This is a genomic window from Bacillus nitratireducens (genome assembly GCF_001884135.1).
Taxonomy (GTDB): Bacteria; Bacillota; Bacilli; order Bacillales; family Bacillaceae_G; genus Bacillus_A; species Bacillus_A nitratireducens.
This window is the reverse complement of record NZ_MAOC01000056.1, coordinates 30,572-48,279: the sequence shown is the minus strand read 5'-3', so window position 1 is coordinate 48,279 and position 17,708 is coordinate 30,572. Positions and strand designations below refer to the sequence as shown.

The following is a 17,708-nucleotide window of genomic DNA, read 5'->3' as shown; positions in this document are numbered from 1 at the left end:
GTCTAGCATCTAAAAATAAAAATTGACGTTCACGTTGTTTGTTTCGTTCAGTTTTCAAAGAACTACTTCGTCGCCCAGAAGCGACTTTACTAATATAACATTTCGTTATATTTTCGTCAACAACTTTTTTCAATAAGTTGTTTTTCGTTTGTTTCTCTTGTTACCTTTCGTGGCAACGAATATAAATATACCAGTTTGATTATTAAAATGCAATAGTTTTTCTAATAAAATTTTCAACCTAGTAAAAAGGTATAAAAATAGCATGTTTCTTCTATATAAATATAATTTCCAAACGCATTGTCTACTCTATCAAGATCCACTCCTTTCATGTCACTCATAGTAAAATAAAAAAAGCTTTGGAGAAATCTCCAAAGCTTAGTCTTGTTTATGACGCATAGCAGGGAATAATAGTACATCGCGAATAGATGGTGCATTTGTTAATAACATAACTAAACGATCAATACCGATTCCTAATCCGCCTGTAGGAGGCATGCCGTACTCAAGAGCTTCGATATAATCATCATCCATCATGTGAGCTTCGTCATTACCTTGCTCGCGCTCTTTTAATTGAGCTTCAAAACGTTCTTTTTGATCGATTGGATCATTTAACTCAGTGAATGCATTTGCATGTTCACGTGCAACGATAAATAACTCGAAACGATCTGTGAATCTTGGATCTTGGTCATTCTTTTTCGCAAGTGGCGAAATTTCTACCGGATGACCGTAAATAAATGTTGGTTGGATTAATTTATCTTCTACTTTTTGTTCGAAGAACTCATTAATAATATGACCAACTTCCATTGTATCTTTAATTTCTACATTATGTTCTTTTGCAAGTTCACGCGCTTCTTCTACACTCATTGGATTCCAGAAATCTGCTCCAGAGTGTTGCTTAATTGCATCTACCATATGAAGACGTGTCCATTCTGGCTCTAGATTAATTTCATAATCACCATATTGGATTGTTGTTGTACCCAATACTTTTTTCGCGATATGAGCAACCATATTTTCTGTTAGTTTCATAATATCATTATAATCAGCGTACGCTTCATATAATTCAATCATCGTAAACTCAGGGTTGTGACGAGTTGATACACCCTCATTACGGAATACACGGCCGATCTCATAAACCTTTTCTAATCCGCCCACAATAAGACGTTTTAAATGAAGTTCAATTGCGATACGCATATATAATTCCATATCTAACGCATTATGGTGTGTAGTGAAAGGACGAGCAGACGCTCCACCTGCAATCGCGTGCATCATAGGCGTTTCTACTTCAAGATAACCGTTGTCATCTAAATATCTTCTCATTTCACGAATGATTTTACTACGGGTAACGAACGTTTCACGGCTTTCCATACTTGTAATTAAGTCCAAGTAACGTTGACGATAGCGTTGTTCAACATCTTTTAATCCATGATATTTATCCGGTAATGGACGAAGAGATTTCGTTAAAAGTGTAAATCCTGTTGCTTTTACTGAAAGTTCTCCAACGTTTGTTTTGAACACTTTACCTTCAATACCTACTAAGTCACCTAAATCTGCTGTCGTGAATAACTCGTACTCTTCATCTCCAACAGTATCTTTACGAACATAAATTTGAACTTGCCCCTGTAAATCTTGAATGTGCGCAAATCCCGCTTTTCCTTTACCGCGTTTTGTCATAATACGACCAGCGATGGAAACAGTGATTTCTTTCTCTTCTAATTCTTCTTTAGAGAATTCTCCATATAGACTTACTAAGTCAGTTGTTGAATTTGTGCGTTCAAATCGTTTACCGAACGGATCGATTCCTTGCTCACGTAAATTATGTAGCTTTTCACGACGAACAAGCAATTGGTCGTTTAATTCTTCGTGGTTCATGTTATCCATGATATTAATATCACTCCAGCTCTATTAATTTTTATAATATATACAGTATAGCATTTTCTACTCAACTAGAAAAACTGCCAGCAACTAACTGGCAGTTCTTCTTTCTTTCACGTAATTATAGGAAGTGTATAGAAGAATGTCAATCTTCTACATCCCCTTATTAACCAACGTAAATTGTTTGTTGTTTCGCTTCTACTTCTTCTACAAATGCACCTAATACATTCGCAAGGTCTTCACGTGTGTTGCAAGTATTGATACCATTACGTACACTCGCATTACCACGAACACCTTTTAAATACCAAGCTGCATGCTTTCTCATCTCTCTTACGGCGACATTTTCATTCTTTAAATCGATAAGACGATCTAGATGCAACATGCATACATCAATTTTCTCGCGCACTGTCGGTTCCGGCATTAACTCACCTGTCTCTAAATACTTTACCGTACGATAAATCATCCACGGATCTCCAAGAGCAGCGCGACCAATCATAACACCATCTACACCAATTTCATCAAGCATACGCTTTGCATCTTGTGGTGTTTCGACATCACCATTTCCGATAACCGGAATATTTACAGCCTGCTTTACTTGTTTAATAATATTCCAATCCGCTTTACCTTCATACATTTGCACTCGTGTACGCCCATGAACCGCTACCGCTTGTCCACCAGCACGCTCAACAGCTCTAGCATTTTCTATTGCGAAAATATGATCTTCATCCCAACCAATACGCATTTTAACCGTAACTGGCTTTTCAACAGCATCTACAACTGCCGCTACCATCTCATATATTTTATTTGGGTCTAAAAGCCACTTTGCTCCTGCATCACACTTAGTGATTTTCGGTACTGGGCACCCCATATTAATATCAATAATGTCTGCTGTCGTATATTTATCTACGTATTTCGCAGCATCCACAAGAGTCTCTTTCTCTCCACCAAAAATTTGTAAACTTAATGGCTTTTCTCTCTCATCGATATATAGCATATCTAATGTTCTTTTGTTATTAAGTAATATTGCCTTATCACTTACCATTTCGGCACAAACTAAACCTGCACCAAATTCTTTTACTGTCAAACGGAATGCAGAGTTACACACTCCCGCCATCGGTGCTAATACAACCGGATTTTTCATCTCAATATTTGCAATCTTTAACACTCGATTTACTCCTTCCTTCATAGTCACTTCGGCATTAGTTCATCTATCGAGACCTTTAATGCTTTAGCAACTTCTACTACAAAATCTTGGGAAGGCGATCGATTCCCTCTCTCAACTTCACCTAAAACAGATACAGATACTCCTAATTCTTTAGCAAAACCTTCTTGTGTATAGCCTTTTAGCTTTCGAAAAGCACGAATGCGTCTTCCCCATTTTTCTGCTTCCATACCGTTACTCCCTCTCGCCTTTTCATTTCTTCTACTTGTGAACGTGAAATGTCTTGTTTTATATCTTGATTGATTTCTAACAACGGAACGATAACAAAAGCTCTTTCGAACATCCGCGGATGCGGAACAATAAGATTCTCTGCTTCAATATTTTCTTGATTATATAGTAAAATGTCAAGGTCGATGGTCCTCGGACCCCATCTGATTTCCCTTTTTCTTCCTAAACCATTCTCTACCTTTTGCGTTACTTTCAATAATTCTTGCGGTGATAAATTGGTAGAAATTTTTATAACTAAATTTAAAAAGCAACTTTGGTCAGTATAGCCAACTGGTTCCGTTTCATATACAGACGAAACATCATCAACATGGATATAAGGGTTTTTATTTAAAAACTTAATCGCTTCAGTTAAATACGTATAACGCTCTCCAATATTTGAACCTAATGCAATGTACGCTATATTATTCATGGACGCTCTCTCGTAATTTCCACAGCTACAGCACGATAATGTCCTGGTATCGGCGGATCCGGTTTAATTACCTTAATTGTACACCGTGAAATACTCTCATATTGTTTCAATATATCTGTAGCGATATTTTCAGCGATACTCTCTACAAGCTTATACGTTCTATCTTCAACAACTTTTCTACATAGCTCAAAAAGTTCCCCGTAATTGACAGAATGCTCTAAGTCGTCACTTTCTCCTGCGCGTTTTAAATCCAACTCCACCGTTAAATCTACTTTAAATCTCTGACCTAATTTATTCTCTTCTGGGAATACACCATGATAACCGTAAAACTCCATATCATGGATATAAATTTTATCCAATTATTTTGCCCCCTTACCAATCATCGCATCCATCATCTTAGCCATACGCGCCATTTCTTTCACATCATGAACACGGATAAACTCACAGCCCTTTTCAATGCCAAGACAAACAGTAGCGCCCGTCCCTTCAAGACGTTCCTCCACTGGTAAATCTAATACATGGCCAATAAAGGACTTTCTTGAAGTACCTAATAGGACTGGATAACCCAGTACATTTAACTGTTCTAAATTACGCATCGCTTCTAAATTTTGTTCAGGCGTTTTCGCAAAACCGATACCTGGGTCTAAAATAATATTCTCATCTCGCACACCAGCATCTTTAGCAATTTTAATACTTTCATACAAATCGGCAATCATATCAGCCATTAAGTTGCGATAGTTCATATTATCTCGGTTATGCATTAAGATAATGGGTACATCATAATAGGCTGCAACTTCAGCAATCTTCGGTTCCGCCTTCGCTCCCCAAATATCATTAATAATATGGGCACCAGCTTCAATCGCTTGTTTTGCAACTTCAGCTTTATACGTATCAATAGAAATAGGTAATTTCACTTCTTTCGAAACCGCCTGAATCATCGGAACGACTCGCTTTATTTCTTCTTCTACCGAAACTTTAGCAAAACCCGGGCGGGTAGATTCACCACCAATATCAATAATATGAGCACCTTCATTTTTCATTTCTTTCGCGTGACGCACTGCAGCATCTACCTCGTTGTAACTCCCACCATCAGAAAACGAATCTGGTGTTACATTTAAAATCCCCATAATTAATGTCTTTTCATTTAAGTTCAATGTATATTCGCCGCAGCGTAAATCATAATCCCACTTCAAATTACACATCTCCTCTTCGCAATTCATTTCTGCTCCACAATTTCTCTCTCTGCACTTCATAAAGATCAATAAATCTTTTTGTAACTATTCCCACTTTGCCCGGGAAATCTTCCCCCTCTATACGATAAAGAGGAACAATTTCTTGAATAGAGTTCGTTACGAACACTTCATCCGCTGAAAGCAATTCATCTTTTGTAAAGAAACCTTCCTTTACTTCTATACCCAGCTCTTCAGCAACCTTTATAATAAATGCACGAGTGATACCGTTTAAAATCCCTGTTTCTAATGAAGGAGTATACAAATTACCTCCTTTAACAAAAAAGAGATTCGAAACAATCCCCTCTGCAACATAACCTGTTTCAGTAAGGAAAATCCCTTCCTTATTCACACCATTTCCAATTTCGCGTTTCCCTAAAATATTATTTAAATAATGATGGGACTTCAAGCGAAACGCACCCTCTGGTGTGTTTCGTACTTGTTTTAAAATAACCCCTTCTTTCTCCACTACATCTCCTGGAATTGCCAAAGGTTTTATAAAAACAATAACGGATGGTTCTTCATACACATTCGTTTGCAATCCTATTTCATCTATACCCGCCGATACATTAAAGCGCACATACGCATGCTTCAATCCATTCTTAACGAGTAAATTCTCCAAAATAAGTATTACGTCATCTTTCGTCATTGTCCATTTGATTTGCAATGTATCCAGCGCATCCATTAAACGTTCATAATGATCATCCAACAAGAAAGAATGACCATTATAAATACGAAACGTCTCAAAAACTCCAAGCCCATATAAATAACCATGATCATAAGGAGAAATTTTCGCTTCACTCGCTTCTACATACGCGCCATTTACGTAAATTAACATAACGTCACACTTGGACTATATTTACGAATAAAATTATGCAACAACTCTTTCCCATGAGAAGTCATAATAGATTCTGGATGGAATTGTACACCTTCAATCGGCAACGTTTTATGACGAAGCGCCATAATCTCTCCCTCTTCCGTCCAAGATGTGATCTCTAAACATTCTGGTAACGTCTCTTTCTTTACAATCAGTGAATGATAACGCGTTGCAGTAAACGGATTAGGAATATCCGAGAAAATTGTCTTTCCGTCATGATGCATAGGCGACGTTTTCCCATGCATTAATCGTTCTGCACGAACAACCTCTCCACCAAACACTTGCGCAATTGATTGATGCCCAAGACAAACTCCAAAAATCGGAATCTTTCCAGCGAAGTATTGAATAACCTCCATACTAATACCCGCCTCATTAGGACTACATGGACCTGGCGAAATCATCAAAAAGTCTGGCTTCATATTCTCAATATCCGAAATAGTCACCTCATCATTACGCTTAACAACAAGCTCTTGTCCAAGTTCTCCAAGAAACTGTACTAAATTAAATGTAAAAGAATCATAATTATCAATCATCAATATCATTTCTCTCACCTAACCGTTTCTTCGCTACTTTCTTTCGCACGCCATAAAGCGATTGCCTTTTTTAACGACTCTTTATATTCATTTTTTGGATTCGAATCAATTACAATTCCAGCTCCAGCTTGTACATGTGCTTGCCCATCTTTAGCAAGCAGCGTTCTAATTACAATATTCAATTCCGTATCTCCGGAATAACCAATCCAACCAATTGAACCTGTATAAATTCCTCGGCGAACAGGCTCTAATTCTTCAATAATCTCCATCGTACGTATTTTCGGGGCACCAGTAATTGTCCCGCCAGGAAATACGGCCTTTACTAAATCGAACGCATCCTTATCTTCTTCCACTTCACCGCGCACATTAGAAACAATATGCATAACGTGCGAGTACTTTTCAATTACCATAAATTCATCTACTTCAACCGTTCCATATTTACAAATCCGGCCTAAATCGTTTCGTTCTAAATCCACAAGCATTACGTGCTCTGCTCTTTCCTTTTCGTTCTCAATTAATTCTCTTGCTAATTCTTCATCCTCTTGTTCATTCGCACCGCGGGATCTTGTACCAGCAATTGGTCTTGTACTTACTTCTGGCCCTTGTTTTTTAATTAGCAATTCAGGCGAAGCACTAACAATTTGAAAATCCCCAAGCTCCAAGTAACCCATATATGGAGATGGATTAATTTCACGAAGACTTGTATAAACTTCTAGCGGATGTGTTTGTAAAGTTCTTTCTTGCCTTGTCGACAAGTTTACTTGAAACACATCACCCGCTCCAATATATTCTTGAATACGTTCAACGGCCTTTATAAAGCCCTCTTCCGTAAAAGCAACTGTTTCATTTTTCTTTTCAGGACATTCAAACGGCATAGTCAATTTAGGCGCTTCTTTCACCCAAAGATCCTTCCATGCATTTAATCGTTCTTCTGCCTTTTCATGTTCATCTACATAATGCGTAATAATCCATAATACTTGTTCTTTTTGATCGTATACAAACACGTCATCAAATAATAAAAAGAATATATCAGGTATATTCAGATCATCCTCTGCAAGAGAAGAAAGTTTTTCGATATAACGGATACAATCATAACTAAAGTAACCAATTGCACCACCTTGAAAAGGCGGGTACTCCGGATTATAGTCCGTTTTCCATTTCTCCATATATTCTTGCATTAAATCTAATGGATTCCCTCGCTTTATTGTTTCCTTACCACTTTCCCTTATATGTAACGTCTCATTCTTCCCTTGAATTACCGCTACTGGATCCAGCCCCACAATGTTATAACGACCACCACGTCCACTTTCTAACAAAATATGTTGTGGCTTATTTTTGGAAAGAAATTTATATTGCTTAAAGAAATCTAACTGATATGGAATAGAAAGCGCTAAAGATTTTCTTCGTTGCATATCAACACCCCGTCTTCTTTTATCCCACCCTCTAAGACTAACCAACTCCAACTACATAAGTTATGTATACAGAGAATGATTATACTCAAGGGCTAGTGAAAATAAATTAATTATACTACCTCTTATTTTACATGAAGTTTTCTAGTCATTCACTCTTTTCCTTTTTCCAATCCAAAAAGAAAAAGCATCCTCTTTCAAGGATGCTTTTTCAATCGCATTCAATTATGATTCAAATTGATAAAGTGGTGTACTTAAATAACGTTCACCGTTACTCGGAATAATAACAAGTACCTTTTTCCCTTTACCTAATTTCTTCGCAACTTCTTTCGCTGCATAGATGACCGCTCCTGAAGAGATACCTACTAAAATACCTTCTTCTCGAGCAACTCTTCTTGCATATTCGAATGCTTGCTCTGTTTTCACTTGGATAATTTCATCATATACCGCTACATCCAATGTCTCTGGAACAAATCCCGCTCCAATTCCTTGGATTTTATGCGGTCCTGGTTTCCCACCAGATAATACTGGCGAATCCGCAGGTTCTACCGCATAAATTTTAATATCTTTATACGCTTCCTTCAGCACTTCACCAGCACCTGTAATTGTTCCACCTGTACCAATACCCGCGATAAACGCATCTAATTGATCACCCATCTGTTCAACAATTTCTGGACCTGTTGTTAAACGGTGGATTTCTGGATTCGCTTGATTTTGGAACTGTTGTGGTATAAAGTACCCATGTTCTTTTGCTAATTCAGTTGCCTTACGAATTGCTCCACCCATTCCTTCAGGTCCTGGAGTCAATACTAATTCGGCACCGTAAGCGCGTAATAAATTACGACGCTCAATACTCATTGTTTCTGGCATTACTAAAATTGCCTTATATCCTTTAGCAGCCGCTACCATCGCTAAGCCAATACCTGTGTTACCACTTGTCGGCTCAATGATTGTATCGCCCTCTTTTAATAATCCTTTATTTTCAGCATCTTCAATCATAGCTAACGCGATACGATCTTTAACACTGCTCCCCGGATTCATAAATTCTAATTTTAAGTATACATCTGCGCTGTCTGATTCTACGATGCGGTTCAACTTAACGATCGGCGTTTTCCCGATTAATTCTGAAACTGATTGTGCCACTCGCATTCCTGTCACTCCTAACACCGAGTATTTTTATTGGTTTTATCTATATTTAGATTTTGTCAGAAAATTCCCTGTTTGTCAATCTATTTGGGCAGCTGATTCTCCACCTAAACTTCTCTATTACAGACTCTCAATCAGGCTTGTAATATCTTCTTTAGCGAATTTATATCGTTCATTACAGAAGTGACAGTGAACTTCCGTCTCTTCTTCTTCTTCACGAATTTGCTCTAATTCTGTTTTACCTAAACTAATTAACACACTCTCAATACGTTCGCGTGAGCACGTGCAATTAAATTGAACATCCATAGTTTCTAATACTTTTACTTTATCCTCTCCAAGGACTGCATATAGTAGCTCTTCTGGAGAAAGACCTTGTTCGATCAATGTTGATACAGGAGGGATTTTTTGTAAACGATCTTCAATGAATGAAATTGTTTCTTCCTGTGCGCCCGGCATAATTTGAAGGATAAATCCACCCGCGGCCAATACGCTGTCATCCCCATTTACAAGAACACCAACACCCACAGAAGAAGGCGTCTGCTCAGAAACTGCGAAATAATACGTGAAGTCTTCCCCTAGTTCTCCTGAAACGATAGGAGATTGACCGATAAACGGCTCACGCATACCGATATCTTTAATTACCGTTACAAATCCTTCTGTACCTACCGCTTGATATACACGTAATTTCCCTTGTTCTGTCCCTTCAAAATCAACATGTGGATTCGTTACATAACCACGTACATCTCCATTTGCATGAGCATCTACTAAGATAGGACCAATCGGACCGTTACCCTCTACTTTAATCGTTAGCTTCTGCTCGCCTTTTAGCATAGCACCCATCATTGTACCCGCAGTTAAAGAACGACCAAGTGCCGCTGAAGCTGTTCTCCATGTATCGTGACGTTTTTGTGCCTCACTTACTGTGTTTGTCGTACGTACACCATACGCACGCACTTCTCCATCAAACGCTAACGCTTTTACTAAATAATCTTTCATACTTATTTATTCACCTTTCTCATATTGTAAATTTGCATTACGTTCATATAACATATACAAACCTTTTAACGTTAAAAATGGATCTACAATATCAATTACATTTGATTCCTCTGAAATTAATTTTGCTAATCCACCCGTTGCAATAACTTTCGGTTCTTGTTTAGCTTCTTCTTTCATACGCTTAACAATACCTTCCACTTGTCCAACGTACCCATAAAGAATACCTGATTGCATCGCACTTACTGTATTCTTCCCGATAACACTACTCGGTTTTGTAATTTCAATACGAGGAAGCTTTGCTGCTCTACTATATAACGCCTCTGCCGAAATCATAATTCCCGGCGTAATAACGCCACCCATATAATGCTTCTCTTCGTTAATATAACAATATGTAGTAGCCGTACCAAAATCAACAATAATAAGTGGACTTCCATATAAGTGGATTCCTGCTACTGCATTTACAATTCGGTCCGCGCCTACTTCACGTGGATTTTCATATTTAATATTCAAGCCAGTTTTTATCCCAGGCCCTACTACAAGCGGTTTAATTTTAAAATACTTTTCACACATACGCTCTAAAGCGAACATAATTGGCGGTACGACTGAAGACACAATAATACCTTTCACATCTTCAAAAGAAAGACCCTCATGCTCAAGTAACTGCTTTACAAGCATCCCATACTCATCTTCTGTTTTATGACGATCTGTTTCCATGCGCCAATGCTGACGAAGTTTCCCCTCTTCAAACACACCTAGTACCGCATTTGTGTTCCCTACATCCAATACAAAAATCATATTCTCACCACTTATCTTATTTAATCTATATTTGTGCAGTATGTATAAAACTTATAAAAACATCATATCACACATACTTATGTAATCAGTTTTTCTATACTCATCATTGTACAAAAAGATTACTCTCTATTTCAATTTTTAATAATAGTTTTATTTAAATTCTTTTGCCACTTACATTCATTCCACAAATAAAAAAGGAGTGACTATTGTCACTCCTTTATCTCTTACTTATCTTCTACGTCTGCGTCTCCATCATCTTTCTTCATGTTGATGTTTACTTTCACATCATCTGAAGATGTTGGACGCTCTGGTAATCTGCCATAATCATATAAATGATTAATTTGCTCTGCATCTAACGTTTCTACTTCAAGTAACGTTTTCGCAATAATATCTAGCTTATCACGTTTTTCAGTAAGAATTTGTTTCGCACGAGCGTAACAGTCTTTCATAATAGTTTGCATTTCCACATCGATTTCATGTGCAATTGCATCACTGTAGTTTTGCTCTGAGTGGAAGTCTCTTCCTAAGAATACCTGACCACCTTGTGAGCTACCGAATTGCATCGGTCCAAGCTTATCACTCATACCGAATTCCGTAACCATGCGTCTTGCAATGCCAGTCGCACGTTGGAAGTCGTTGTGAGCACCTGTACTTACTTCACCAAATACAATCTCCTCAGCTACTCGACCACCAAGTAAACCAGTGATTTTATCAAGTAACTCTGGTTTTGTCATGAAGTAACGATCTTCTTTCGGAAGCATTACTGCATATCCACCAGCTTGACCACGAGGGACAATTGTTACTTTATGAACGATATCCGCTTCATCAAGGACAACACCAATTACAGTATGGCCAGCTTCATGGAATGCAACGATATTACGTTCTTTTTCAGAGATAACACGACTTTTCTTAGCAGGACCTGCAATAACACGATCCGTCGCTTCATCAATGTCACTCATATCAATTTTCTTCTTATCTTGACGCGCAGCTACTAGAGCAGCTTCGTTTAATAAGTTTTCAAGATCGGCACCAGAGAATCCTGGTGTACGAGTTGCAATTGCTCTTAAGTTGACATTCTCATCAAGCGGTTTATTACGAGCGTGTACTTTAAGTACAGCTTCACGACCATTTACATCTGGACGATCTACTGTAATTTGACGGTCAAAACGACCTGGACGTAATAACGCTGGATCAAGAATATCAGGACGGTTTGTCGCAGCGATGATAATAATACCTTCGTTTGCACCGAATCCATCCATTTCAACAAGCAATTGGTTCAACGTTTGTTCACGCTCATCATGACCACCGCCAAGACCTGCGCCACGTTGACGTCCTACTGCATCAATTTCATCAATGAAAATGATACAAGGAGCATTTTTCTTTGCATTTTCAAATAGATCACGTACACGGGATGCACCGACACCGACGAACATCTCTACGAAGTCAGAACCACTAATAGAGAAGAACGGAACGCCTGCTTCACCTGCAACAGCACGTGCTAGTAAAGTTTTACCTGTACCTGGAGGTCCCACTAATAGAACACCCTTCGGAATACGGGCACCAACTTCAGCGAACTTACGAGGGTCTTTCAAGAATTCAACTACCTCAACAAGTTCTTGTTTCTCTTCATCCGCTCCAGCAACATCTCTGAAACGAATTTTTTTCTTTTCATCATTGTATAGCTTCGCCTTACTTTTCCCGAAGTTCATAACACGGCTACCGCCGCCCTGAGCTTGATTTAATAAGAAGAAGAATAAAATGAAGATAATGACAAACGGAATGATAGAAGTAAAGAATGTTACCCAAGCACTTGTTTCTTCTGCTGGTTGATACTTAACCTCGGCCCCTTGCGCTTTATCATTAATTTTCTTTTGTAATTCCTCAGTATTTGGTGCATAAGTAACAAATTGTTCTCCTTGGTTAGAAGTATTGAATTGTCCTTTTACCTCAAATACACCATTTTTTGGTTGAAGCTGCACATTGCGCACTTCACCTTTTTCAAGTTTAGTAATGAATTTATCGTAGCTAACTGATGTCGTTTTTTGCGTCGAACCATTAAAATAGCTTACGATCCCAATTACTACTAAGAATATCAGTAAATAAAAGATGGTATTACGGAAGATACGATTCATTCCTAACCTCCTCTCACGGCATAAACACTATAGTAAATCGTAACATAGAAAAACTTTCCTATACAATTGTAACGCCTGTATTTAATTAATTTGAGTAAACACTTGGTTTTAATACTCCCACATACGGAAGATTACGGTATTGCTCTTTATAATCTAATCCATACCCTACAACGAATTCATGAGGGACAGTAAATCCAACATAATCCGCTTTCAGATCAACCTTACGACCTGTTGGTTTATCTAATAATGTAACAATTTTTACAGATTTCGCTTTACGATATTTAAACAGGTCTACTAAATAGCTTAGTGTAAGACCGCTATCAATAATATCTTCAACGATTAAAATATCGCGACCTTCTACAGAAGTATCAAGATCTTTTAAGATTTTCACTTCGCCTGTTGAAACAGTAGAGTGACCGTAGCTAGATACAGCCATAAAATCCATTTCAAGATATGTATCTGTTCTCTTTAATAAATCTGCCATAAATGGCATTGCACCCTTTAGTACACCAATTGCAAGCGGTACTGTATTTTTGTAATCCTCTGCAATAACTGCACCTAATTCGAGCACCTTTTCCTGTATTTGTTCCTCAGAAATTAATACTTTTTCGATATCTTGATTCATCATTTCATTATCCTCCCGGAAGACTCCTTGCTTTTGTAGTGAATAATAATATATTTATCCTTCTTTGCTACCTCTTTCGAAATAGCAAATGCAGATCGTTTCAACAAGGGTACCCAAATAATATTTTCACTTGCGTCACAAACGATCGGCCATTCTTCTCTTTTTTCTTTCGGTACTTTCGATTCGATAAAAATAGCTTTTATCTTTTTGGTACCATCCATACCTTGTATTGACATGCGATCTCCATTTTCCCTAGAACGAATACGAAGTGGATACGATATATCATTATACTTAGCAACAAACACTGTTTCATTCATGTTACTTGGTATATCCTCGCTCACCTCTGTTACAAATTTATCTCCGTTCGGTAATGTAATTGTCCCGGGTACTGATAAATCTTGCAAAAAAGGAGAAACAATTTCTTGTTTAAATCCAAAGCTACATTCTTCGTATGTACGAATAATTTTCAAGCCACCTGGAAAATCCAATGAACCTGAAGGTTGTATCCGCTTAAAAAATTCAATCACCTTGTCAATATGTATAGAAGAAAGCGAAGATGGAATCTTATATTCATAAAGATAGTTTAATATTAGTTGAATCCCTCTCCTTTGTAAAGGCATAGACATGGATTCAAAGGCAGGAATTGATAAGCTAATTTGTTTATCGCTTTTTTTTGTAATTACTTTATTCATTTTCTCAAAAGCTAATTCCTGCAAATAAGCCTCATCCTCTTGCATCTGCACGCTAAATTTTTGGAATTTCTCATGCATTTGTGGATTTTCCTCTTTCAAATAAGGAAGGACATATTTACGTAATCGATTCCTTGTATATACTTCCTTTTTATTACTCGGATCTATACGTGGAATAACTTTTAACTTATTACAGTAATCAACAATCTCTTCCTTAGTTACTCCAAGTAACGGCCTAATTAAATATCCATTATGAAAAGGACGCTTCACTGCAATTCCTGCGTATCCTTTCGGAGTACTCCCTCGTACAAGGCGCATTAAAATTGTCTCTACTTGATCATCTCCATGGTGACCAAGAGCTACATATCTCGCATCATATTTCTTCATTATTGTTTCCAAAAATGCATATCTGCATTCTCTAGCAGCAACTTGTGCATTCATTCCATATTGCTGTTGATATTGCGACACATTAATCCTTATCGTCTCACAAATAACTCCCAGCTCTTTGCAAAGACCCTGTACAAACTGTAGGTCCTCATGAGATTCATTACCTCTAAACATATGATCCACATGTGCTACTACAATTTCGAGTTGCTTTTCTGCCCTTTTTTCTAACAAATAATATAGAAGAGCTAAAGAGTCAGGACCGCCAGAAACCCCTACAACAATTGTTGAATGTTTCTTTAATACATCATGCCGCTTTACAAAGTCATCTACTTTTCCAACAAATGCATCTTTCAACTTCGCAATCACCTTTCATTAAACAAGAACAGCAACATTAGTTACCCTGTATATAATGGTACAACTTTTACAAACATTGTGCAAAAAAAAGATGTACAAAACTCACATTTTTATCTTACATTCCTCCTGTAGATTCAACAAAGTAATTACATTACCTTTTTAATCAAAAAAACCTAGGTAAATACCTAGGTTTTTTTGATTATTTTATTGCGCCTGCATTCCCACTATCGGAATCGTAGCCCACTTCGGCATATTTTTCTTTACTTTCGCCACAACAATAGTCATATCATCATTTATATAACCATCACCAGACCTAATTACTTCTTCCATAATAATATCAGCTATTTCTTGTGGATCCTCTGTTTGTAGTTCTTTAATTTTACGTTTTATCCATAACTCATGATTCTCCACATGTTGCGCTCCCTCAAAAATGCCATCACTCATCATAATAAGAATATCACCCGTTTTTAATTGCTCACCAACCACATCAACTTCAACATCTTCAATAATTCCTATCGGCAAATTACTTGCCTCAATTTTCAAAATATTATTGCCGCGTTTAACAAAACTCGGCGTCGATCCAACCTTTAAAAACTTCGCACTCGCATCCCGTAAATCTACCATAGCCAAGTCAAGCGTGGTATACATCTCCTCTGTCGTTCTTAAAGAAAGAATTGAATTGATGGACTTAATCGCTATTTCCTCATCAATACCTGATTGAAGTATCTTTTGTAATAATTTTACCGTTTCCCTACTCTCCATATGAGCCCTTTGCCCATTTCCCATACCATCACTAATCGCAAGTGCATATTTTCCAACACTTAAATCCATCATCGCGTAGGAATCGCCTGAAACAAATCCACCACCTTTTGCAGCCGTAGCCAATCCTGTATCAAGAGAATAGGTCTTCGCTGAGCCAAATGATATTAAACTGTGACCATTTGGATAAGAGGATTTCTCTTCATGCTTAACAACGATATTTTCTTTTAAAATATCCGAGAGCATCGGCGCAACCAATTTTTCACATTCTCCATGCTCATTAGATGCAACTGGAATCAACATTTCAATATCAATACTTCCTCTGTCTAAACAATAAATATCAACATGCTCCACTTCGACACCAAAATCACGAAATGCTTGTAAAATCTGCTCCTCCTGCGCTTGATGGTTCTCTCTTTCTCGTTGTATCTCCTTAGCAAAGTCTTCCATTACTTTTGATACACCTAGTAATTGCTCGGCTACAATTCTACGATTTTCCTTCATTTGTTTTCTTAATTTCTGTCCCTCATAGAAGTGATCTAATTCACCTGCTACTAAATCCATTACTTTCTTCCCTCTCACACAATGCTTGTCCCATTCACGAACTAATTTCCGATTATGCTGCAACGTTCCTTCTTCTGTCTCATTCATTATTTGTTTCATATAATCGTACGTTTTATCAAAATTAACTACCCAACATTGATCCTTCTTAAAGCACGTTTGACATGTTTTTGCAGTAATTGTACTTAAAAATAAATCCGCTTCTGTTTCTTTATCTTCCTCTTCCACGTACCCATATACAGAAAAACTATTAGACAAAGCAGCAAATACATTAGCAAATTGATTGATTTTGTTCGCTGTAACATCGCGCATTCTTCGTAAATATTGTTGTTGATCTTGTGAGTGTTCTTGTGTACCTGGCATAAATTTAGCAATACGATCCATAACAAGTTTCGGTGTTAATAAAAAGAAAACAATTGCCACACCAGATTCAATTAAGGTTGTTACAATACTTGTTTGCTTGTCTACATATAACGTAATTAAACTTGTACCAATTAATAACCCTAAACTAACTCCTATACGCTTCCCTTCTTTCAACAATCCCCCAAGCAATCCTGAAAAGGCAAGGAGGCTAAGTTGAGACAAACTAGACACATTCGCTAAACTTAATATCAATCCAGTGACGACTCCCACCGTGGACCCTGTAGCCGCGCCAGCAATAAATGCAAATACTAATACTAAGTATCTAGTGAAAATATGTTGAATAGAAACATCATAAACGAACCAATCTGTTGTACCCGTTAAAACAGATGCTAGTAATATAATTAAACAAACAATTTCTTCTGTTTCTAACGCTTGTTGTTTCCCTTTCCTTTCCACCAATAGTGGAACACTTTGCAGAAATATCATCGTTAATACGAAACTAAGTCCTGCTTCGATCGTACTAACGAGCAAGTCATACATGGTGACGGTCTGTTGTGCAAAATATACAACAACTAAATGTGCGGTTAATGCGGAGATAAATACTTGGAATGGTACAAGTCCAACAGTTTTACGTGTAAATCGACTAAAGAAGATATTATAAATGAAGAAAGTAAAAATAGATGCAAAAGTAAAAAATAAATTATCTATCGAAACTGAAAGTGCTCCTCCCATCAGAGCTAAAAATGCGAGCGGCATTTTATCTCGCTTCATAACATAAACAGCAGCAAAAAACGGCAATGCAAAAGGTAAGATGTTCGTTAATATATATGCTCGTCCCAAAAGAAAACCAATAACAACAATTATGAATCCCCATCTAAAGAAAACTTGTTCAAATTTCATTCGCAACTTACTTGTCCACTTCATTGTTCCAAGCTGACTTTCATTCATCGCCAATGCACTTGTATTCATAGTATTCCTTCCTGCTTTAGGCATATTTTTAACACCACCTGCATAGTTTAATTACTGTAATTATAAAAGATGATTATTGGGATTTTTGTCAAAACAACAGTTTTCACTTTTATAATCGTTCGACGTTTTATTCGAAATAAGTCTACATATATACAC

16 protein-coding genes are annotated in these 17,708 nt (G+C 37.3%); all 16 read right to left on the bottom strand.

Annotated features, from left to right (window positions below; genetic code table 11):
• Positions 1-375: 375 nt before the first annotated feature.
• Entirely contained in the window at positions 376-1,875 is a 1,500-nt protein-coding gene (gene lysS / locus BAU23_RS17410; protein WP_000369687.1) for a lysine--tRNA ligase, read from the bottom strand.
• Positions 1,876-2,035: 160 nt separating this feature from the next.
• Positions 2,036-3,034 (bottom strand): tRNA dihydrouridine synthase DusB, encoded by a 999-nt coding sequence (gene dusB, locus BAU23_RS17405; protein ID WP_000912239.1) that lies wholly within the window; start codon positions 3,032-3,034, stop codon positions 2,036-2,038.
• 23 nt (positions 3,035-3,057) lie between these two features.
• Positions 3,058-3,261, bottom strand: a complete 204-nt coding sequence (locus BAU23_RS17400; RefSeq protein ID WP_000387027.1) for a helix-turn-helix domain-containing protein — start codon at positions 3,259-3,261, stop codon at positions 3,058-3,060.
• Entirely contained in the window at positions 3,213-3,728 is a 516-nt protein-coding gene (gene folK / locus BAU23_RS17395) for a 2-amino-4-hydroxy-6-hydroxymethyldihydropteridine diphosphokinase (RefSeq protein ID WP_001059442.1), read from the bottom strand. The genes BAU23_RS17400 and folK overlap by 49 nt, the downstream gene beginning before the upstream one ends.
• Positions 3,725-4,087, bottom strand: coding sequence for a dihydroneopterin aldolase (folB, locus tag BAU23_RS17390; RefSeq protein ID WP_000358063.1), 363 nt, complete (start codon positions 4,085-4,087; stop codon positions 3,725-3,727). The genes folK and folB overlap by 4 nt, the downstream gene beginning before the upstream one ends.
• Positions 4,088-4,948, bottom strand: a complete 861-nt coding sequence (gene folP, locus BAU23_RS17385; RefSeq protein WP_033656503.1) for a dihydropteroate synthase — start codon at positions 4,946-4,948, stop codon at positions 4,088-4,090.
• Positions 4,923-5,795, bottom strand: coding sequence for an aminodeoxychorismate lyase (gene pabC / locus BAU23_RS17380; protein ID WP_000909851.1), 873 nt, complete (start codon positions 5,793-5,795; stop codon positions 4,923-4,925). The genes folP and pabC overlap by 26 nt, the downstream gene beginning before the upstream one ends.
• Positions 5,789-6,376, bottom strand: a complete 588-nt coding sequence (gene pabA, locus BAU23_RS17375; RefSeq protein ID WP_000602299.1) for an aminodeoxychorismate/anthranilate synthase component II — start codon at positions 6,374-6,376, stop codon at positions 5,789-5,791. Before pabA ends, pabC begins: the two co-directional genes overlap by 7 nt.
• A 5-nt stretch (positions 6,377-6,381) precedes the next feature.
• Positions 6,382-7,779, bottom strand: coding sequence for an aminodeoxychorismate synthase, component I (pabB, locus tag BAU23_RS17370; RefSeq protein WP_001189701.1), 1,398 nt, complete (start codon positions 7,777-7,779; stop codon positions 6,382-6,384).
• 222 nt (positions 7,780-8,001) lie between these two features.
• Positions 8,002-8,925, bottom strand: a complete 924-nt coding sequence (gene cysK / locus BAU23_RS17365) for a cysteine synthase A (protein WP_001261724.1) — start codon at positions 8,923-8,925, stop codon at positions 8,002-8,004.
• Between the two features lie 117 nt (positions 8,926-9,042).
• A complete protein-coding gene (gene hslO / locus BAU23_RS17360) occupies positions 9,043-9,918 on the bottom strand; it encodes a redox-regulated molecular chaperone HslO (RefSeq protein WP_000656359.1) in 876 nt (291 codons plus the stop codon).
• 6 nt (positions 9,919-9,924) lie between these two features.
• A complete protein-coding gene (locus tag BAU23_RS17355; RefSeq protein WP_000578370.1) occupies positions 9,925-10,713 on the bottom strand; it encodes a type III pantothenate kinase in 789 nt (262 codons plus the stop codon).
• Between the two features lie 224 nt (positions 10,714-10,937).
• Positions 10,938-12,845: an ATP-dependent zinc metalloprotease FtsH gene (gene ftsH, locus BAU23_RS17350; RefSeq protein WP_001079665.1), complete on the bottom strand. Its 1,908-nt coding sequence runs from the start codon at positions 12,843-12,845 to the stop codon at positions 10,938-10,940.
• Positions 12,846-12,930: 85 nt separating this feature from the next.
• Entirely contained in the window at positions 12,931-13,473 is a 543-nt protein-coding gene (gene hpt / locus BAU23_RS17345) for a hypoxanthine phosphoribosyltransferase (RefSeq protein WP_000981839.1), read from the bottom strand.
• Positions 13,470-14,900 carry a tRNA lysidine(34) synthetase TilS gene (gene tilS / locus BAU23_RS17340; RefSeq protein WP_071734861.1) on the bottom strand — a complete coding sequence of 477 codons (1,431 nt, stop codon included), beginning with the start codon at positions 14,898-14,900 and terminating at the stop codon, positions 13,470-13,472. The genes hpt and tilS overlap by 4 nt, the downstream gene beginning before the upstream one ends.
• 204 nt (positions 14,901-15,104) lie before the next feature.
• Positions 15,105-17,576, bottom strand: a complete 2,472-nt coding sequence (spoIIE, locus tag BAU23_RS17335; RefSeq protein ID WP_071734860.1) for a stage II sporulation protein E — start codon at positions 17,574-17,576, stop codon at positions 15,105-15,107.
• Between the last annotated feature and the right edge of the window lie 132 nt (positions 17,577-17,708).